16 protein-coding genes are annotated in these 16,307 nt (G+C 61.4%); 7 read left to right on the top strand and 9 right to left on the bottom strand.

Annotated features, from left to right (window positions below; all coding sequences use genetic code 11):
- Positions 1 to 43 precede the first annotated feature (43 nt).
- From leuS to holA, 3 genes are read left to right on the top strand one after another with little or no spacing between them, the layout of a single operon-like run.
- Entirely contained in the window at positions 44 to 2,623 is a 2,580-nt protein-coding gene (leuS, locus tag ACFC5L_RS02965; RefSeq protein ID WP_375201770.1) for a leucine--tRNA ligase, read from the top strand.
- A gap of 29 nt (positions 2,624 to 2,652) precedes the next feature.
- Entirely contained in the window at positions 2,653 to 3,399 is a 747-nt protein-coding gene (lptE, locus tag ACFC5L_RS02960; RefSeq protein WP_375201771.1) for an LPS assembly lipoprotein LptE, read from the top strand.
- A complete protein-coding gene (gene holA, locus ACFC5L_RS02955; protein ID WP_375201772.1) occupies positions 3,386 to 4,441 on the top strand; it encodes a DNA polymerase III subunit delta in 1,056 nt (351 codons plus the stop codon). The genes lptE and holA overlap by 14 nt, the downstream gene beginning before the upstream one ends.
- Positions 4,442 to 4,445: 4 nt before the next feature.
- Here holA and ACFC5L_RS02950 read toward each other — a convergent pair whose 3' ends face one another.
- From ACFC5L_RS02950 to ACFC5L_RS02925, 6 genes are all read right to left on the bottom strand, one after another.
- Positions 4,446 to 5,438, bottom strand: a complete 993-nt coding sequence (locus ACFC5L_RS02950) for an alpha/beta fold hydrolase (protein WP_375201773.1) — start codon at positions 5,436 to 5,438, stop codon at positions 4,446 to 4,448.
- A gap of 56 nt (positions 5,439 to 5,494) precedes the next feature.
- A complete protein-coding gene (locus ACFC5L_RS02945) occupies positions 5,495 to 6,448 on the bottom strand; it encodes a ParB/RepB/Spo0J family partition protein (RefSeq protein ID WP_375201774.1) in 954 nt (317 codons plus the stop codon).
- Between the two features lie 22 nt (positions 6,449 to 6,470).
- Positions 6,471 to 7,286 carry a ParA family protein gene (locus ACFC5L_RS02940; RefSeq protein WP_375201775.1) on the bottom strand — a complete coding sequence of 272 codons (816 nt, stop codon included), beginning with the start codon at positions 7,284 to 7,286 and terminating at the stop codon, positions 6,471 to 6,473.
- Positions 7,276 to 7,899, bottom strand: a complete 624-nt coding sequence (rsmG, locus tag ACFC5L_RS02935) for a 16S rRNA (guanine(527)-N(7))-methyltransferase RsmG (RefSeq protein WP_375201776.1) — start codon at positions 7,897 to 7,899, stop codon at positions 7,276 to 7,278. The genes ACFC5L_RS02940 and rsmG overlap by 11 nt, the downstream gene beginning before the upstream one ends.
- 85 nt (positions 7,900 to 7,984) lie before the next feature.
- Positions 7,985 to 9,889 carry a tRNA uridine-5-carboxymethylaminomethyl(34) synthesis enzyme MnmG gene (gene mnmG, locus ACFC5L_RS02930; protein WP_375201777.1) on the bottom strand — a complete coding sequence of 635 codons (1,905 nt, stop codon included), beginning with the start codon at positions 9,887 to 9,889 and terminating at the stop codon, positions 7,985 to 7,987.
- Between the two features lie 120 nt (positions 9,890 to 10,009).
- Positions 10,010 to 10,234: a hypothetical protein gene (locus ACFC5L_RS02925; RefSeq protein ID WP_375201778.1), complete on the bottom strand. Its 225-nt coding sequence runs from the start codon at positions 10,232 to 10,234 to the stop codon at positions 10,010 to 10,012.
- Between the two features lie 288 nt (positions 10,235 to 10,522).
- On the opposite strand from ACFC5L_RS02925, the gene ACFC5L_RS02920 reads away from it, so the two are divergent.
- On the top strand, positions 10,523 to 10,783 hold the full coding sequence (locus tag ACFC5L_RS02920) for a hypothetical protein (protein ID WP_375201779.1): 261 nt from the start codon (positions 10,523 to 10,525) through the stop codon (positions 10,781 to 10,783).
- A gap of 2 nt (positions 10,784 to 10,785) precedes the next feature.
- Here the strand turns inward: ACFC5L_RS02920 and mnmE are convergent, their stop codons facing one another.
- The 3 genes from mnmE to ACFC5L_RS02905 form a co-directional block, all read right to left on the bottom strand.
- Positions 10,786 to 12,177 carry a tRNA uridine-5-carboxymethylaminomethyl(34) synthesis GTPase MnmE gene (mnmE, locus tag ACFC5L_RS02915; protein ID WP_375201780.1) on the bottom strand — a complete coding sequence of 464 codons (1,392 nt, stop codon included), beginning with the start codon at positions 12,175 to 12,177 and terminating at the stop codon, positions 10,786 to 10,788.
- Between the two features lie 17 nt (positions 12,178 to 12,194).
- Positions 12,195 to 12,428 (bottom strand): DUF6489 family protein, encoded by a 234-nt coding sequence (locus ACFC5L_RS02910; RefSeq protein WP_375201781.1) that lies wholly within the window; start codon positions 12,426 to 12,428, stop codon positions 12,195 to 12,197.
- Positions 12,429 to 12,523: 95 nt separating this feature from the next.
- Positions 12,524 to 13,507 (bottom strand): DUF2799 domain-containing protein, encoded by a 984-nt coding sequence (locus tag ACFC5L_RS02905; protein ID WP_375201782.1) that lies wholly within the window; start codon positions 13,505 to 13,507, stop codon positions 12,524 to 12,526.
- A gap of 144 nt (positions 13,508 to 13,651) precedes the next feature.
- Between ACFC5L_RS02905 and ACFC5L_RS02900 the strand changes: the two genes are divergently transcribed.
- From ACFC5L_RS02900 to ACFC5L_RS02890, 3 genes are read left to right on the top strand one after another with little or no spacing between them, the layout of a single operon-like run.
- Positions 13,652 to 14,623 (top strand): quinone oxidoreductase family protein, encoded by a 972-nt coding sequence (locus ACFC5L_RS02900; protein ID WP_375201783.1) that lies wholly within the window; start codon positions 13,652 to 13,654, stop codon positions 14,621 to 14,623.
- A gap of 16 nt (positions 14,624 to 14,639) precedes the next feature.
- Positions 14,640 to 15,602 (top strand): glycerophosphodiester phosphodiesterase family protein, encoded by a 963-nt coding sequence (locus ACFC5L_RS02895; RefSeq protein WP_375201784.1) that lies wholly within the window; start codon positions 14,640 to 14,642, stop codon positions 15,600 to 15,602.
- Positions 15,599 to 16,303, top strand: a complete 705-nt coding sequence (locus tag ACFC5L_RS02890) for a YceI family protein (RefSeq protein ID WP_375201785.1) — start codon at positions 15,599 to 15,601, stop codon at positions 16,301 to 16,303. The genes ACFC5L_RS02895 and ACFC5L_RS02890 overlap by 4 nt, the downstream gene beginning before the upstream one ends.
- Positions 16,304 to 16,307: the final 4 nt, after the last annotated feature.

Here is a 16,307-nt window from a genome sequence, read left to right as displayed (position 1 = left end):
ACGGCGCTAACGCGCCGTTTTTTATTGCCGAAAGACCAGAATAATGTCCCGCTACAATCCGAAAGAAGTCGAGCCGAAATGGCAAAAGCGCTGGACCGACGCGCGCTCCTTTGAAACCGGCGCCGACAAGAAAAAACCCAAATACTACGTCCTTGAGATGTTCCCCTATCCGTCGGGACGGATCCATATCGGCCATGTGCGCAACTACGCCATGGGCGATGTTATCGCGCGCTACAAAAAGGCTTGCGGCTACAATGTCCTGCATCCCATGGGCTGGGACGCCTTCGGCATGCCGGCGGAAAACGCCGCGATGCAGACGGGCTCACATCCGGCGAAATGGACCTACGGCAATATCGACATCATGCGCGGGCAGCTGAAACAGATGGGCCTCGCCATCGACTGGGCCCGTGAATTCGCGACCTGCGATCCATCCTATTACGTCCACCAGCAACGCCTGTTTCTGGAGTTCTGGGAAGCGGGCCTCGCCTACCGCAAGGAAAGCCTCGTCAACTGGGACCCGGTGGACCAGACCGTGCTCGCCAATGAACAGGTCATCGACGGCAAGGGCTGGCGCTCCGGCGCGCCCGTAGAGCGGCGCAAGCTGTCGCAGTGGTTTTTGAAGATCACCGATTACGCCGAGGATTTGCTGGCGGCGCTTGATGACGGACGCCTTTCCGGCTGGCCGGATAATGTGAAGCTCATGCAGAAGAACTGGATCGGCAAGTCGAAAGGCTTGCGGATGCGGTTTCCTTTTGGTGACGGAACGAAAACCCCCGCCGGTTTTGAAGATGGCGTCGAGATTTTCACGACCCGTCCCGACACCCTGTTCGGCGCGAGCTTTATCGCGATATCGCCGGACCATCCGCTGACGGCGAAACTCGCCGAAACCGACAAGGATCTCGCCGCCTTCGTCGCTGAATGCGCGAGCGCCGGCACGTCGGAAGAGGCGATCGAGAAAGCGGAAAAGCGCGGCTATAAAACTTCGCTCGAAACAGGTCATCCGTTCGACGGTCGCAAGCTCCCCGTTTATGTCGCGAATTTCGTCCTCATGGGCTACGGCACGGGCGCGATTTTCGGTTGTCCGGCCCATGATCAGCGCGACTATGATTTCGCAACCAAATACGGCCTCGCGATCCCGCCGGTGGTGCTGCCGGAGGGCGCGGATGCGGCCACATGGACGCTTGAAGGCGAGCCCTATGTCGGACCGGGCGAAATCTTCAATTCGGATTTTCTCGACGGACTTTCCGTCAGCGACGCCATCGCTGCGGCGATCAAGAAGATCGAGGAGATGGGGTTAGGCGAGGGCGTCACCCAATACCGCCTGCGCGACTGGGGCGTTTCCCGCCAGCGCTATTGGGGCTGTCCGATCCCGGCAATCCATTGCGAAAAATGCGGCATCGTACCCGTGCCGCAAAAAGATTTGCCGGTGGAGCTGCCCGAAGAAGCCGATTTCTCCGTACCCGGAAATCCGCTCGACCGTCACCCGACCTGGAAGCATGTGGATTGTCCGGCATGCGGCGGCAAAGGCCGGCGCGAGACCGACACGTTCGACACCTTTATCGACTCGTCGTGGTATTTCGCGCGCTTCGCCTCGCAGCCTGAAGACAAGCCGGTGGACAAAGAGGTCGCCGATTACTGGCTGCCCGTCGATCAATATATCGGCGGCATTGAGCACGCTATTCTGCACCTTCTCTATGCGCGGTTTTTCACCCGCGCCATGAAGAAGGTCGGGCATCTGTCCGTGGACGAACCTTTCGCGAATTTGTTCACGCAAGGGATGGTCGTTCATGCGACGTTCAAAGACGCAGAAAGCGGTGAGTGGCTGTTGCCCGAAGACGTCATCGTCGAAAAAGGCGCGGCCAAACGGGCCGATAATGGCAAGCCAGTGAAGATCGGTGCCATCGAGAAAATGTCGAAGTCGAAAAAGAACGTGGTCTCGCCGGAAGGGATCGCGCAGACTTACGGCGCCGATGCGGCGCGCTGGTTCATGCTTTCGGACTCGCCGCCGGAGCGTGATGTCGAGTGGACCGATAGCGGCGTTGAAGGCGCCTGGAAACTGATCAACCGCATCTGGGACGCCGTCTCCGCCGAGCCGGGCGTTTTGAAAAAAGTCGATCTTCAAAAACCCGACGCCGGCGCCGATAATTCCGAACTCCGTCAGGCGACGCACTCTGCCATCGCAGGCGTCACCGACGACATCGACCATTTCCGCTTTAACAAGGCGATTGCACGGATTTACGAGTTCCTGAACACGCTCAAAAAGGCTGGCGGCGCAAGCGACTGGGCGCGCGCTGAAGCGCTTTCCGCGCTGTCGCGCCTGATCGCGCCGTTTATCCCCCATCTCGCCGAGGAATGCTGGGAAACCCTTGGCGGAGAGGGGCTGATCTGCGACGCGCCCTGGCCGAAGGCGGACCCGGCGCTGCTGGCGAAGGACGAAATCGTCCTCGGGGTTCAGGTCAACGGCAAGCGCCGCGGTGAGATCACCGTGCCTGCTGAGGCGGACAACAAGGCTGTGGAAGAGGCGGCCCTTTCCGACGCCGACGTTAAAAGGCATATTGACGGCAAGACCATTCGCAAAGTGGTGGTGGTGCCGGGGCGCATCGTCAACATCGTCGCGAACTGACGCGCCATCGAAACGGAGTCCCCCGGGCCATGAAACGCACCGCCGCCCTTATCGCCGTCATTGCGGGCGCGCTCGCCGTTTCCGGCTGTGGCTTCAGGCCGATCTACGCCACCAATGAAGGCGATGCTCAGATCAGCGGCCAGATCCATCTGGCGCGGATCGTCGCAACGGACAATCTTGCGCCCTATCTTGAGGAGGCGTTTAATGATCGTATCGTCTCGGTCGACGACGTTGCGCCGCGCTATGAGCTTTTTGTGCAGGCGCGCGAAGACGCCGACCGCCTCGCGGTGCAGATTGACGCGACGGTGACGCGTTACAATTACCGGCTTGGCGCGCGTTACTGGGTGCGCGACACCGAAACGGATGAGATCATTCGCGGCGTCGCTCGCGCGGTGACATCCTACAACATCGTCAACTCGCAATATTCAACACTGTTCGCCGAACGCGCGGCGGTGGAGAAAGCGGCGCGCGAATTAGCCGAAGAAATCGAGCGTGACATCCTGATCCGCTTTTCGCAGCCGCGCGAAGAGCGCGAGGTCATCGACGAGGATGCGTTTGAAGGTGTCCTCGAGCCGGAAGAAGTGCTGCAGGAGCGCCGCCGCCGGGACTCCGGCGGGGTCGTTAAACTGCCCGAGGAGCTTTACTATCTGATGCCGGAGGCCGAACGGCCGGCGCTGGATGATGAGGAGAGCACAGAGGATGCGGCGCCTGCCGAAACCGGCGTCGACAAATCGCCGACCGACGTGCCGGACCCGGTGATCGATGGCCGCCCTTAAAGGCAAAGCCATAAAAAGCTTTCTCGCCGCGCGGGATGAAAATGTTGCGGCGGTTCTGCTCTATGGGCCGGATAGCGGCCTTGCGCGCGAACGCGCGCTGCTGCTCGCCTCCCGGGTGGTCGAGGATTTGAAAGATCCCTTTAACGCGCTTGAGCTTTCCGACGCCGAGTTGAAAGAAGAGCCGGGCCGTCTTGCTGACGAAATCACGGCGCTTTCCTTCGCCGGGGGCGAGCGGGTGATCCGCCTGCGGACAAGCGGCGAGGCGGCGGTGAAGGCTGTGCAAGCGCTTCTCGACGGGCTTGACGGCGGGCGCTTGAAACCGAACGGCGTCGTCATCATCGAAGCCGGGGAACTCACCCCGCGGTCAGGCCTTCGAAAAGCGTTCGAAAAAGCAAAATACGGCGTGGCGCTCCCCTGTTACGCAGACGGGCCGGCCGATGTGCGCAGCATGGCGCAGGAAGCCGCCGCCGCTGAGGATTTGCGGTTCGATCCGGATGCGCTCGATCTTGTCGTTGCGATCCTCGGCGAAGATCACGGTATTTCCCGCGCGGAAATCGACAAGCTGATCCTCTACAAAGGCCCCGCCGCTGTGCGAAAGGGCCCGGCGTCAATCTCCCTTGACGATGTGCGGGCCTCGTTGGTCGACGGGCTCGGCGACGCTATGGACGACACGGCTTCAGCCGCCGCCGACGGCGCGCCGGCAAGGCTCGCCGCGGCCTTGCATAAAGCCGCGGCCGCCGGCGCCAGCCCAATCGGGCTGTTGCGGGCGCTGCAACGCAATTTCATGCGGCTCAAAACCGCACAGGATCTGATGGATGGCGGCGCGAGCGCCGCGTCGGCCATGAAAAAGCTTCGCCCGCCGGTTTTCTTCGCCGAGGAACGCGCCTTTGAAAACCGGCTTTACAAATGGCGGGGGCCGAAACTGGAACGCGCGCTGCGGATGCTCATCGACGCCGAGCTTGACGCCAAGACCACCGGTGCGCCGCAGCGGGAAATCGTCGAGCGCGCGGCCCTTGCGCTCGCGGTTATGGGCTCGCGCTAGGCGGCTATTCGTTTTCGGCGGCGATCCGTTTCATATCGGCGGCGAATTTTTCAGGCTCTTCGAAAAACGGAAAATGCGCAGACGATCCGTAGGCGATCCATGTCTTTTTCGGCGCGTCCACCCGGTCGAAATATTCGCGCGCGAGTGACACAGGCGTCACCATGTCGTGCTCGCCCATCACGAAATAAACGGGCGTTGAGAATTGCGTGACAGTTTCCAGCATCGGCCCGTCGATCATGTCGCGCTTCATATTCGCTGAGGAAAAAGAAGAGCCCGCTCTCACCTTCATCACATCCGATAGAGAATATTCCGGCGCAAAAAGCCCGGTGACGAGCAATGGCGTGAAGGACGTTTCGCCATAAAGCTCCGACCCTGTCTGAAAGAGGAGGTCTTCACGGTTTGCGCCTGAAATCTCCGTGCTCTCAGGCAACCCAAGCATCGAAAGCCGGGTCTTGAGAAACGCGTCCTGAACCGGAATTTCTCTCGACATATCAGCAACTTGGCCAATGCCGACATAGGCCTTCACGAGCTCCGGACGGCGCGAAGCGAGAAGGGCGCCGAGATAGGTGCCGTGCGAATGGCCAACGAGATAAACCTTTTCGGCGCCAAGCCTTTGCTGAAGGTAGGAGATCACTGCTTCGGCGTCGGCGACAAGCTGCGACGTTGAGATGAGTGCAGGATCGATGTCGTCGCGATAAGACTTGCCCGAGGCGCGCTGGTCCCAATGAACGACGACGAAGTCCTTCTCCAGCGGGCGCTGAAACGCATGGCCGAGATACATGGCCGGCATCCCCGGCCCGCCATGCAGAAATAAAAGAACAGGTTTTGACTTGTCCTCACCGCGGAGGAGGAGAAATTGCCGGTCGCCATTGATCTCTACAGCGGTGAGGTCGGAAATCGCGTCCTTGCTAAAGATCGGCGGCGTCCAGGCGAAAAACCACCGTGCACTGATTAATACGAGTATTGCAATAAGAACGCCGCCGATAATCCTCAACATGCACCCTCTCCGCTAATGCTCGCGGGACAGAGGCTAGCATTTCGAGGCGTCAAACCTCAAATCTTGGCGCCCATCAACCGCCGGCAAATGTCATCAAGCTGGTCGAGAGTCAGGTAATTGATGGTGACGGAGCCGGCGCCTTTTTTGGAGTGATCGATGGCGACGTCGAGGCCTAAAATGGCCGAGAGGTCGCGTTCCAGCGCGCGGGTGTCGGCATCCTTGGGCCCGCCAGAAGGCTTTGATTTTTCGTCTTTTTTTCCGCCGCCGCCAGCTTTCCCGGCGCTGGCGCCGCCCTTGATCTCCGCTTCCGCCGCGCGGATGTGTTTTTCCGTCTCGCGGACCGACAGATCGCCCTTCATGACGATATCGAGCATCTGCAGCGGGCTCGACGCGCCAAGGAGGGCGCGAGCGTGGCCCATGGAAATGGCGTTGGTCGAAAGGGCGTCGAGCGCCTTTTGCGGCAGCCCCAAAAGCCGCATGATATTCGCCACATGGCTGCGCGATTTGCCCACGGCCTTGGCGATGTCTTCCTGAGTTCGCCCGTAAACGTCGGACAGCCGGGCGTAGGCGGCGGCTTCCTCGACCGGATTCAAATCGACCCGCTGGACGTTTTCAATGAGGGCGATCTCCGCCGTTTCCTCATCCGTCAGCTCACGGATGATAACGGGAACCTTATGAAGCTGCGCCTTTTGCGCTGCGCGCCAGCGCCGCTCGCCAGCGACAATTTCATAAGCGTCGGCGCCTTTCGGGCGCACCAGGATCGGCTGCAGCATGCCTTTCGCCGCGATGGAATTCGCGAGTTCTTCAATCGCATCCTTGTCGAAATGGCGACGCGGCTGGTCCGCATGAGGTTTCAACTGTTCAATGGGCAATTCGCGCTTTGGCCCGGCGGGCGCCGGCGCCTCGCTCGAGGCGGCGCGCGCGGACGATTTCGCTGACGGCGCATCGCCCAGCAGCGCATCGAGCCCGCGGCCCAATCCCTTGATATTGCTTTTCTTTTTCTCCGCCATGGCCATTTGCGCCGCCTTCCCCTTACGCAGCTTTCGGCCGCGCGCGCTCGCGTTGAATGACTTCCGAGGCGAGCTGGATATAGGCCTGGCTGCCCGGACATTTGAGATCGTAAAGAAGCGCCGGCTTGCCATGGCTCGGCGCTTCTGAAATGCGCACATTGCGCGGGATCACCGTGCGATAAACCTTGTCGCCGAAATGGCCGCGCACATCATCCTCGACCTGATTGGTGAGATTGTTGCGCCGGTCATGCATGGTGAGGACAACGCCCTGAAGCTCAAGCGCCGGGTTGATCCGGGTACGGACTGTCTCGATGGTGCGCATGATCTGGCTGAGGCCTTCGAGCGCAAAGAACTCGCACTGGAGCGGAATGATGACCGCTTGGGCCGCGGCGAGGGCGTTTACGGTCAACAGGCTCAAGGATGGCGGACAGTCGATGAGGATATAGGTGACGGCGGCGCCTTTTTCGCTCGCTGCGAACTCTTCAATGGCGTCGGCGAGGCGGAAATGGCGCCGATCGGCGTCAATCAGCTCGATTTCCGCGCCGGCGAGGTCGACCCCGGCGGGCGCGAGCACCAATCCGGGGATGTCCGTTTCGGTGACAGCCGCTTCGAGGCGGTAATCGCCCGACAAAACCTCATAAGTGGTGACGCCGCGGTCCGCCGCGGAGATCCCGAGCCCGGTGGAGGCGTTGCCTTGCGGGTCGAGATCGATGAGCAACACCTTTTCGCCCACTGCGGCGAGCGCCGTCGCGAGATTGATCGCGGTCGTCGTCTTGCCGACGCCGCCCTTCTGGTTGGCGATAGCGATGATCCGTGGAGAGGCGTTGTTACCGGACACGGGCGAGATTTCCGATTTCTAAAATGGCGGCGCGGGGGTCAGTCCGGCTCGGATGCTTCACGACCTCCATATGCCAAGATTTAGCGGCCTCGGTCAATTCAACCTCAACATCTTGTCCTTTTAGTAAGAAATACCGGGTGTTTTTACCTTGAATTCCAGCGCCGTAGCCGAGCAATTTCTCAAGCCGGGCGAGGGCGCGGGCGGTGATGATATCGGGCTTGAAGCCGAGCCCTACTGATTCGATTCGCTCCGGCACTACTTTGAGATTTTCGAGTCCCATGGCGGCGCCCGCCTCGCGCAAAAACGCGCATTTCTTTTGCGTCGATTCAATCAGGGTCACCTGCGTTCCCCTGGGCGCCAGCATCGCCGCCAGCACAAGCCCCGGAAAACCGGCGCCGGAGCCGAGATCCACAAGTGTTTTGACGGTCTCCGGCAGCAGGGGAACAAGCTGCGCAGAATCGAAGAAGTGCCTCTCCCATCGGTCTTTTATGGTCGAGCGCGCAATCAGATTATGCCGCTCCGACCAATCCATCAGCACACGGTCGAATTCAAGAAGACGGTCGAATGTTTCACGTGGAACATTCGTTTCAGCCAGGAACTCCTCAGGGGTCATCCCGCCGCCCCCGTGCGCGAAGGCGCACAAATAATAGTCAAGCCTTTGGCGCGGAGCGGGGGAAGGCTTGCAGCCCAGACCATCCTCATCCAGCCCTCGCGTTTTTCTTCACCCAGGCCAGAAGCAGGGCCAGCGCCGCAGGGGTGACCCCTTCGAGCCGTCCGGCCTGACCGAGCGTCGCGGGCCGGGCGCCGACAAGCTTGCCGCGGACCTCATTAGACAATCCGGGGATCGCCGCATAGTCGAGATCGGCGGGCAGGGCCAGGGATTCGTCCTTTTTGAAGGCGACAATGTCCGCCTCCTGCCGGTGGAGATATCCGGCATAGAGCGCATCAAAAGCCAATTGTTCCGCCACCGCATCGTCCATGTCGCCGATTTGCGGCCAGATCCGTGACAAGGCCGGTAAATCGACCTCGGGCAGGGCCAAAAGGTCGATGACCGAGCGGCGCCGGCCATCCTGATTGAGTTTCAGGCCGTGTTTTGCGGCTTCATTGGGGGTGAGCGTGGTCTCGCGCGCCCAGTTGCGTGCCTTCTCAAGCGCTGACTGTTTCACGTGGAACATACCGGCTCTACGTTCGCCGACGATCCCGGCCGCGATGCCGATAGGCGTCAGGCGCTGATCGGCGTTGTCGGCGCGCAGGGTTAGGCGATATTCCGCCCGGCTCGTGAACATCCGATAGGGTTCTGTTACTCCGTTGGTTACAAGGTCATCGATCATCACGCCGATATAGGCTTGCGACCGGTCAAGGGTGAAAGGTTCGCCGCTGAGCGCCATCCGCGCGGCGTTAACCCCGGCCATGAGCCCTTGCGCCGCCGCCTCCTCATAGCCGGTGGTGCCGTTGATCTGGCCGGCCAGAAAAAGCCCGGGCAAGGCGCGGGTTTCCAGCGTCCGGGTGAGGGAGCGCGGGTCCACATAGTCATACTCAATGGCGTAGCCATAGCGGACGACCGCCGCCTTCTCGAGGCCCGGAATGGTCTTGAGGAAGGCGGCCTGCACATCCTCGGGCAGGGAGGTCGAAATCCCGTTGGGATAGACCGTCGTATCGTCGAGCCCCTCCGGCTCCAGGAAGATCTGGTGGCTTTCGCGCTCGGCGAAACGGACCACCTTGTCCTCGATAGAAGGGCAATAGCGCGGGCCCCGGCCCGAGATGGCGCCCCCATAGACCGCGGATTTATTGAGGTTCGCCTCGATGATCGCGTGGGTTTCCGGCGTTGTATAAGTGACGCCGCAGGAGATCTGCGGGACCGTAATCTCGTTATTCAGGAAGGAAAACGGCACAGGCCGGGCGTCCGCCGGCTGCATTTCAAGGCGGTCCCAGTCGATGGTCGCGCCGTCAAGCCGGGCGGGGGTGCCGGTTTTAAGCCGGCCCATTTTGAGGCCAAGCCCGTAGAGCCGCTCGGAAAGGCCAACCGACGGGGCCTCCACGCCGCCGCCCCAGGACTTGTCTTCAGCTCTAGCGTTGGCGCGGCCCGCCGGGATGCGCTTGTCGCCAATATGAATGACGCCCTTGAGGAAGGTTCCGGTCGTCAGGACCACCGCCTTCGCGCGGATTTCCGTTCCGTCCGATGTCACGACTCCCGTGACTGTTCCACGTGGAACATCCGAGACGGTGAGATCCTCGATGGCGGCTTCCAGAATATCGAGCCCCGGATAATCGTTGAGGATCGCCTGCATGGTTTCGCGGTAGAGCTTGCGGTCGGCCTGCGCCCGGGGACCGCGCACGGCCGGGCCCTTGGAGGCGTTGAGCATGCGGAACTGGATCCCCGCCTGGTCTATGACCCGGGCCATGACGCCGTCGAGAGCGTCGACCTCCCGCACCAGATGGCCCTTACCGAGACCGCCAATAGCCGGATTACAGGACATCTCGCCGATCGTGTCGCGCCGATGGGTGGCGAGCAGGGTGCGCGCGCCAGCCCGAGCCGCCGCCGCGGCCGCCTCACATCCGGCGTGTCCGCCACCAATCACTATGACGTCGTAGTCTCTAGACATGTCGTCCACTATAGTTTGTGCGCCTTCGCGCGCGCCTCAGGGCGCGGGATATAGGCCCCGCGCCATCTGAATGCACCCGATTATTTCCGGAAACGTCCGGAATGTTTCACGTGGAACAGATCAGTAGATGCACGCCCCGGCGACACTGGCGACGATAAAGAGCCAGATGCCGTTGACGATGAGCGCCGGAAAGTGGTCCAGCACCACTTGGGCAAGACCGGCCGGGCTTCTTGCGCTGCGCAACTGCCGGATGAACTGGCGCAAGGTGAAAAGGCACAACAGGCTCACCGCGACCAGAAGGCCCGATATGATCCAGAACAGCTGCCGGTCGAGGTCGTAGCACATGACCCAAGACTAGCCGGCCGCGCTTTCCAATCCGTTCACATGAGCCATTGTAAGGCCTGCTGGAGGGGGCGGGGATAAGTTTTAGGGTCACGAATTGTTGCGCAACATTGAGTGCGCCCAGAAAAAGTGTGTGCGGTTTTCGGTTCGGGCGCCGATCAAGAAAGAAGCGCCGCAACAAAGGTCCAACTTTACAATTTGGAAAGCATAAGGCCGAAGCCCCGTTTCGGGCACGCTCGCTGCACTACCGCCCCTTATCGGAGCGCAACAACTCAAAGAAGGGGCCCGTTTATGGCGCAAATTGCAATTCTTCGTTCCGGGGGAAAACCGTTATTCGGCGAGACCGCGCAGGAGGGCGCGTCTCACAAGGCCGCTATTCAGGGCCAGGAACTCGCTGACCAGCTCAATGAGCGGCTGAGAGAGAAATACCGCAATTACGAGCGCGCCGCGGCGCGGCTCGAACTTCGGGGTGAACTCGACGCCGCCGAGCTTTTACGCCGGGCGGCGGGCAAGGCCCGGCTTTTACGCAATACGCCGGCGCCCGCCGAATAGGCTCATTTGCCGATACAAAAGCTCGAGAAAATCTCGCCGAGGACGTCTTCTACCCCCACAGCGCCGGTGATCTTGCCGAGCGCCCGGGCGGCGAGACGGGCGTCCTCGGCCGCAAGCTCCGGCGCGGAGGCGATTTTGGCCTCGGCCCGGGTCAGGGCGGCGAGGGCCTCCTCCACCGCAGCGATGTGCCGGGCGCGGGTGAGGGCGGGGCCGTCCGTTTTCGCCCCCTCAGCAGCCTTGTCCGTCAAAGCATGAAGAAGCGCGGCCATACCGGCGCCGGTTTTCGCCGAAATGGCGAGCTCCGTATACGGAGAGTGTTTCGTATCAAGACTCAGACCGCCCGAAACCCGGTCTGACTTATTCCAGACAATGATGTCCCCGGGCTGAAGCAGGTCGAGTGTTTCACGTGGAACATTTTCCGTGAGCCCGGATAGCAATGTTTCACATGAAACAGTCTCACTGCCATCAATCACCAGCACGCGGATATCGGCCTCTTTCGCCTTTGCCCGCGCGCGTTTGACGCCCTCTTCCTCGATCGCGTCACTGGCCATACCGCGCAACCCCGCCGTGTCCGCGATGGTCGCGACAACGCCGAGATCGAGTCTCGTTTCGACAATGTCCCGCGTCGTCCCGGCGATATCGGAAACAATCGCGACGTCGGAGCCGGCCAGCGCGTTGATCAGGGATGACTTGCCGGCGTTGGGGGGGCCGATGATGGCGATCGAGACGCCTTCGCGGATCTTCCGTGCACTGATGGATTGGTTAAGAAACGTGGTTAATGAAGTCTTAAGCGCCGCGATGGCGGGCCCGGCGCGCGCCGCGACGGCGGCCGGCACATCGCCCTCATCCGGAAAATCGATGTCCGCTTCCAGCGGCGCCAGAACGCTCAGAATTTCCTTGCGCCAGCCCTCAGCGACCTCGGAAAGGCGTCCGTCGAGCTGACCCAAAGCCTGCTTTCTCTGTAGGGTCGTTTCGCTATCGATAAGATCGGCGAGGGCCTCGACCTGGGCGAGATCGAGCTTGCCGTTTTTCAGCGCCCTGAGGGTGAACTCGCCAGCCTCGGCGGGCCGGGCGCCGAGCCTCGTCAGCGCATCATAAAGCGCCTCTTCGACGGCGCGGGCGCCATGAAGGCTTAACTCCGCCACATCCTCGCCAGTGAAACTCTTGGGCCCTTCGAAAAGTATGGCCAATCCTTTATCGATAATTTGGCCGCGATCGATGACCGATCCGTCCCCCGGATCGCGCACGGCCACATAGGCGGCCTCGCGATTATTAATCCGTTTACCAACTAATTTGTTGAAAATCTTATGCGCGTCGGGGCCTGACAGGCGGTAGACGGCGACACCGGCTTTTCCGGCGCCCGACGCGCGCGCGAAAATGGTATCCACAGCCACGGGGGTTCAGCCTTCCGCTATTTCTTCTTCGGGCTCATGCCCATCATGGACTGGAACTGCTCGAAGCTTTTGCCGGACATGGCCATCCACTGCGCCATGAGCCGTTCAGGATCGGCGAGGGTGTCCATATTCTCTTTCGCCCGTTTCTTCATTTCATCGACGATCATCTGGTTCATGGGCTCAAGGTCCGGCTGGCCGAAAAACGCCCGCGCCTCCGCCGGCGTGCAGTCGATATTGATCGTGAGCTTCATCTTATGGGGGCTCCTATAGGCTGGGCCGTATTGGTGGGGTCCAGCCCATAGCGCAATTGCGCGATAGGCGACAGAGCGAAAGCGATCAGCCCCGGTTACAGACCGGCGTTGCAGGCGATCCCCTGATAGTCGCCATTTTCGGCGAAAAGGACGTCAAACCCGCCAACCGGGCGGCGCGCCCGCCGGCCGTTTTCCGGGTCAACGGGGAAGAACTCATAGGTCTGACGGGCGCCTCTCCCCCGCGGCAAAACCCGGCGCAGGAACCGCGCCTCCCCCGGCCCCACCGCACACACGGCCCCTGTCCCGCTATCGGTCAGGCGCGCGCCATAGCGGATTTCACAGCGCGTATAATAGCCTTCGAAATCGTCGGTGCAGAAATCAACGCCGTCATGGGCGCGGGCGAATTCATGGGCCTCCCTCAGCCCCGCATGGATCGCTGCGAATTCCCGGCTCTGCGCCCAGGCGTTGGAGGATGAAATCGTCTGCTCGAAAGCCTCATCAGCCCGGCCCAGTTCATAAAGCGTTGCGTCCACGTCGCGCTCGGCGTCCGGGAGATTGTCCCGGGCGTAATCGAGATCCTTGCGCGCCCGCTTGATCTCCTTTTCGGTGGACTCCGGATCGCTGAGGCGTTTTCGGGCTCGCCTGATGTCATCGCGATAGCCGTTCACCCGGGAGACGGCGCTGTCATAGGCGCTTTCCGCCGCATTGCGCGACGCTTCGGCTGCAAAAATCCGCTGGCCGGAAATATAGCCGGCGAGAAACCCCTCTTCCCGATCCCGACCGCAAACGCCGAGATAATTCTCTCCGGCCCGGCCATAATCGAAACCGCCGGGCTCAGTGCAAAGCCGGTCGAGGCCGGCGCGGCGGCCATCGAAATAAGCCCGCTGATCGGCGCCCACATCATGTTCCTGACAGGCGATGGCGCGCTCTTCGAAGGATGTTTCAAACTTGCCGGCAGCGCCGTCGGCGAAGCCTGCGCCATACCAGTCTCCGGCGAGACATTCCTTCTCGCTCATGACGCTTGTCGCGCACGACCCGAGCAACAAGGCGCCAAGAATGGCGACGAATAATTGGCGCATGAACGGCCCCTCCCGCAGTTTTGCCGTCGAACCCTCTCTCCTCCGGCCGCTCGCGTCAACGCTCGTTCGCTCGGGGCGGAACCCATGCTGGTCTCTCTTTGTCTTTCTGCTAAGCATGGAACAACGTTGCCGCTAAGGAGACCCATGAGCAAAGCCGTCTTTCTCAATGACCATGGCGGGCCGGAAGGCTTCGTCCTCAAGGCCCACGATTTGCCGCCGCCCGGCTTCGGCCAGATCCAGCTGCGCCATCATGCCATTGGCCTCAATTTCATCGATATCTATCAGCGTAAGGGCCTCTATCCTGTTGAGTTACCGGCAATTTTAGGCTCAGAAGCGGCGGGTGTCGTGGACGCTGTCGGCGAGGGCGTTTCCGGCTTCAAGCCGGGCGATCGCGCCGCCTGTCTTCATTCTTCCGGCGCCTATGCCGAGCGCGCCAATGGCGCCGCGACGCTTTGCGCAAAGATCCCCGACGGCGTCAGCGACGAAGCAGCGGCCGCGATCTTCCTCAAGGGGCTCACCGCCGAAATGCTGGTGCGCCAGGTTTATCCCCTCAAGGCCGGCGAAACCTGTCTTGTTCACGCCGCGGCTGGCGGGGTCGGCACGCTTCTTTGCCAGTGGGCGAAACATATCGGGGCGCGGGTTATCGGCGTTGTCGGCGCGGCGGAGAAAGAATCCGTCGCCCGGGACAACGGCGCCGATGAAGTTATCGTCCGTACACAGACCGATAATATCGCCAGCGAAGTGCGCCGCCTGACCGGCGGCAACGGGGTTGAGGTGGTCTACGATTCCGTGGGTGAGGCGACCTTCGAGGCTTCGCTCGACAGTCTCGCCCTGCGCGGTCACATGGTGACCTTCGGCAACGCCTCGGGCCCTGTTCCGGCGGTCTCTCCGCTGGAGCTCATGCGCCGCGGCTCTCTCACCCTCACCCGGCCTTCACTCTTTCATTACGCCACCCCGGACCGGCTCCCGGCCATGGCGGCCGCGCTGTTCGATATGGTCGCCAAAGGCGCTTTGAAGCCGAAGATCGAGCGCTCCTTCCCCTTAGGCGATGTCGCCGACGCCCACCGTCTCCTGGAGAGTGGAAAAAGCGCCGGCGCCATTGTGTTAACCCTGTAGATTTGTGTGTTTTCAAATGGATAGATGGTTAATCGCCGTTAGCTTTTGCGCGCTCGCCGCCTGCGGTGACTCTGTGACCAACACGGATTCATATGAACTTCCCGCCGGCGAAGGCTGGTCCATCGCGCCTGAAGGCGATCTCAACAGCTTTTTCGACTGCCTTGAGGATAAGGGTGTCGCGCTCGTCTCCGCCCATCGCGGCGGGCCCTATCCCGGCTATCCGGAAAACGCGGTCGAAACCATGGCGGCCCTGATGGCCGATATCCCCGCGATCATGGAGATCGATGTGGCGACGTCTTCCGACGGCGCGCTTTACCTCCATCATGACGACACGCTGGAGCGCACGACCACCGGCGAAGGACCGGCGGACGCGCTTTCCTGGGACGAGCTTTCCCGCCTCTCCCTCGAAGATAATGACGGCCGCAAAACGGACTTCGCCCCGACCTATTTCGCCGACGCGCTGCGCTGGGCGGAGGGACGCACCATCCTCCAGATCGATTTCAAACGCACGACCCGCTATGAAGACGTCATCGCCGAAGTCAAAAATCAGGATGCGGAGGATCGGGTGATCCTCATCGCCTCATCCACGGCCTCGGCGGCAAAGCTGCATGATCTTTTGCCCGAAGCGATGATCTCCCTTTCCCTCGACACCCAGTCGGAGCTCAACCGCGCTGTCGCCGCCGGCGTTTCCGACGACCGTCTCCTGGGCTTCACCGGAACCGAGGACCCGCGCCCGCGGCTTTTCTCGATCCTCAATGGCCGCGATGTGGAGGTGATTTTCGGCACGCTGGGCGGGCGCGATTCCATCGACAATGACATCGCGCGCTCGGGCTATGAAGCGCTTTACGCCGATATCGCCGCCCAGGGCGCAGACATCATCGCCACCGACCGGCCCCGCGAAGCCTATGCCGCGCTCAAGACCGCAGGGCGCGCGCCGGAATCCGGGCAATGCGGCGTCACAAAGGGGAATTCCAATTGAAATTCAAAGCGTTAGCGATCCTGTCCGCGGCGGCCCTGACCGCCTGCAGCGACGCGCCGGAAAGCCCCGCCACGGGCGAAACCACAGCTATAGACTCCACGGCGCCCGACATCACGGCCCCCGCCGGCGAATACCGGATGGACCCGAGCCATGCGACCCTCGTCTTTCGAATTCTCCATATGGGTCTATCCCATTACACCGCCGGTTTTTCGGACTTCAGCGCGACGCTCGATTTTGATCCGGCCGCGCCCGAAACCATGGCTGTCAGCGCCGTCATAAATGTCCGTTCCCTGACGATCCCCAATCCGCCGGAAAACTTCCACGATACACTGCTCGGGCCAGACTGGCTCCAGACGGAAGATTATCCGACCATCACCTTCACCTCGACCGGGGTCACCCAAACCGGCGCGCGAAGCGCAACCGTCGAAGGCGAGCTGACATTGCTGGGCGTCACCGTCCCCGTGACCATGGAAGCGGACTATGTTGGCGGCTATCCCGGCTTTCACCCCCATGACCCACAGGCGCGGATCAGTTTCTCAGCACACGGAACATTAGATCGCGCCGATTTTGGCATGACCCAATATCTGCCCACAGAAAACTCCCCCGGCGCCCTCAGCAACGAAATCGAGTTCCGCATCGACGCGGAGTTTCTGGGCCCGCCGACCCCGCCGGAAATTACGGAAATGGATTATAATCAATAGGTTA

It is taken from the genome of Hyphococcus sp. (genome assembly GCF_041986965.1).
In the GTDB taxonomy this organism is placed as follows: domain Bacteria; phylum Pseudomonadota; class Alphaproteobacteria; order Caulobacterales; family Parvularculaceae; genus Hyphococcus.
Note: the sequence above shows the minus strand (reverse complement) of the source record. Positions and strands in the feature narration are given on the sequence as shown.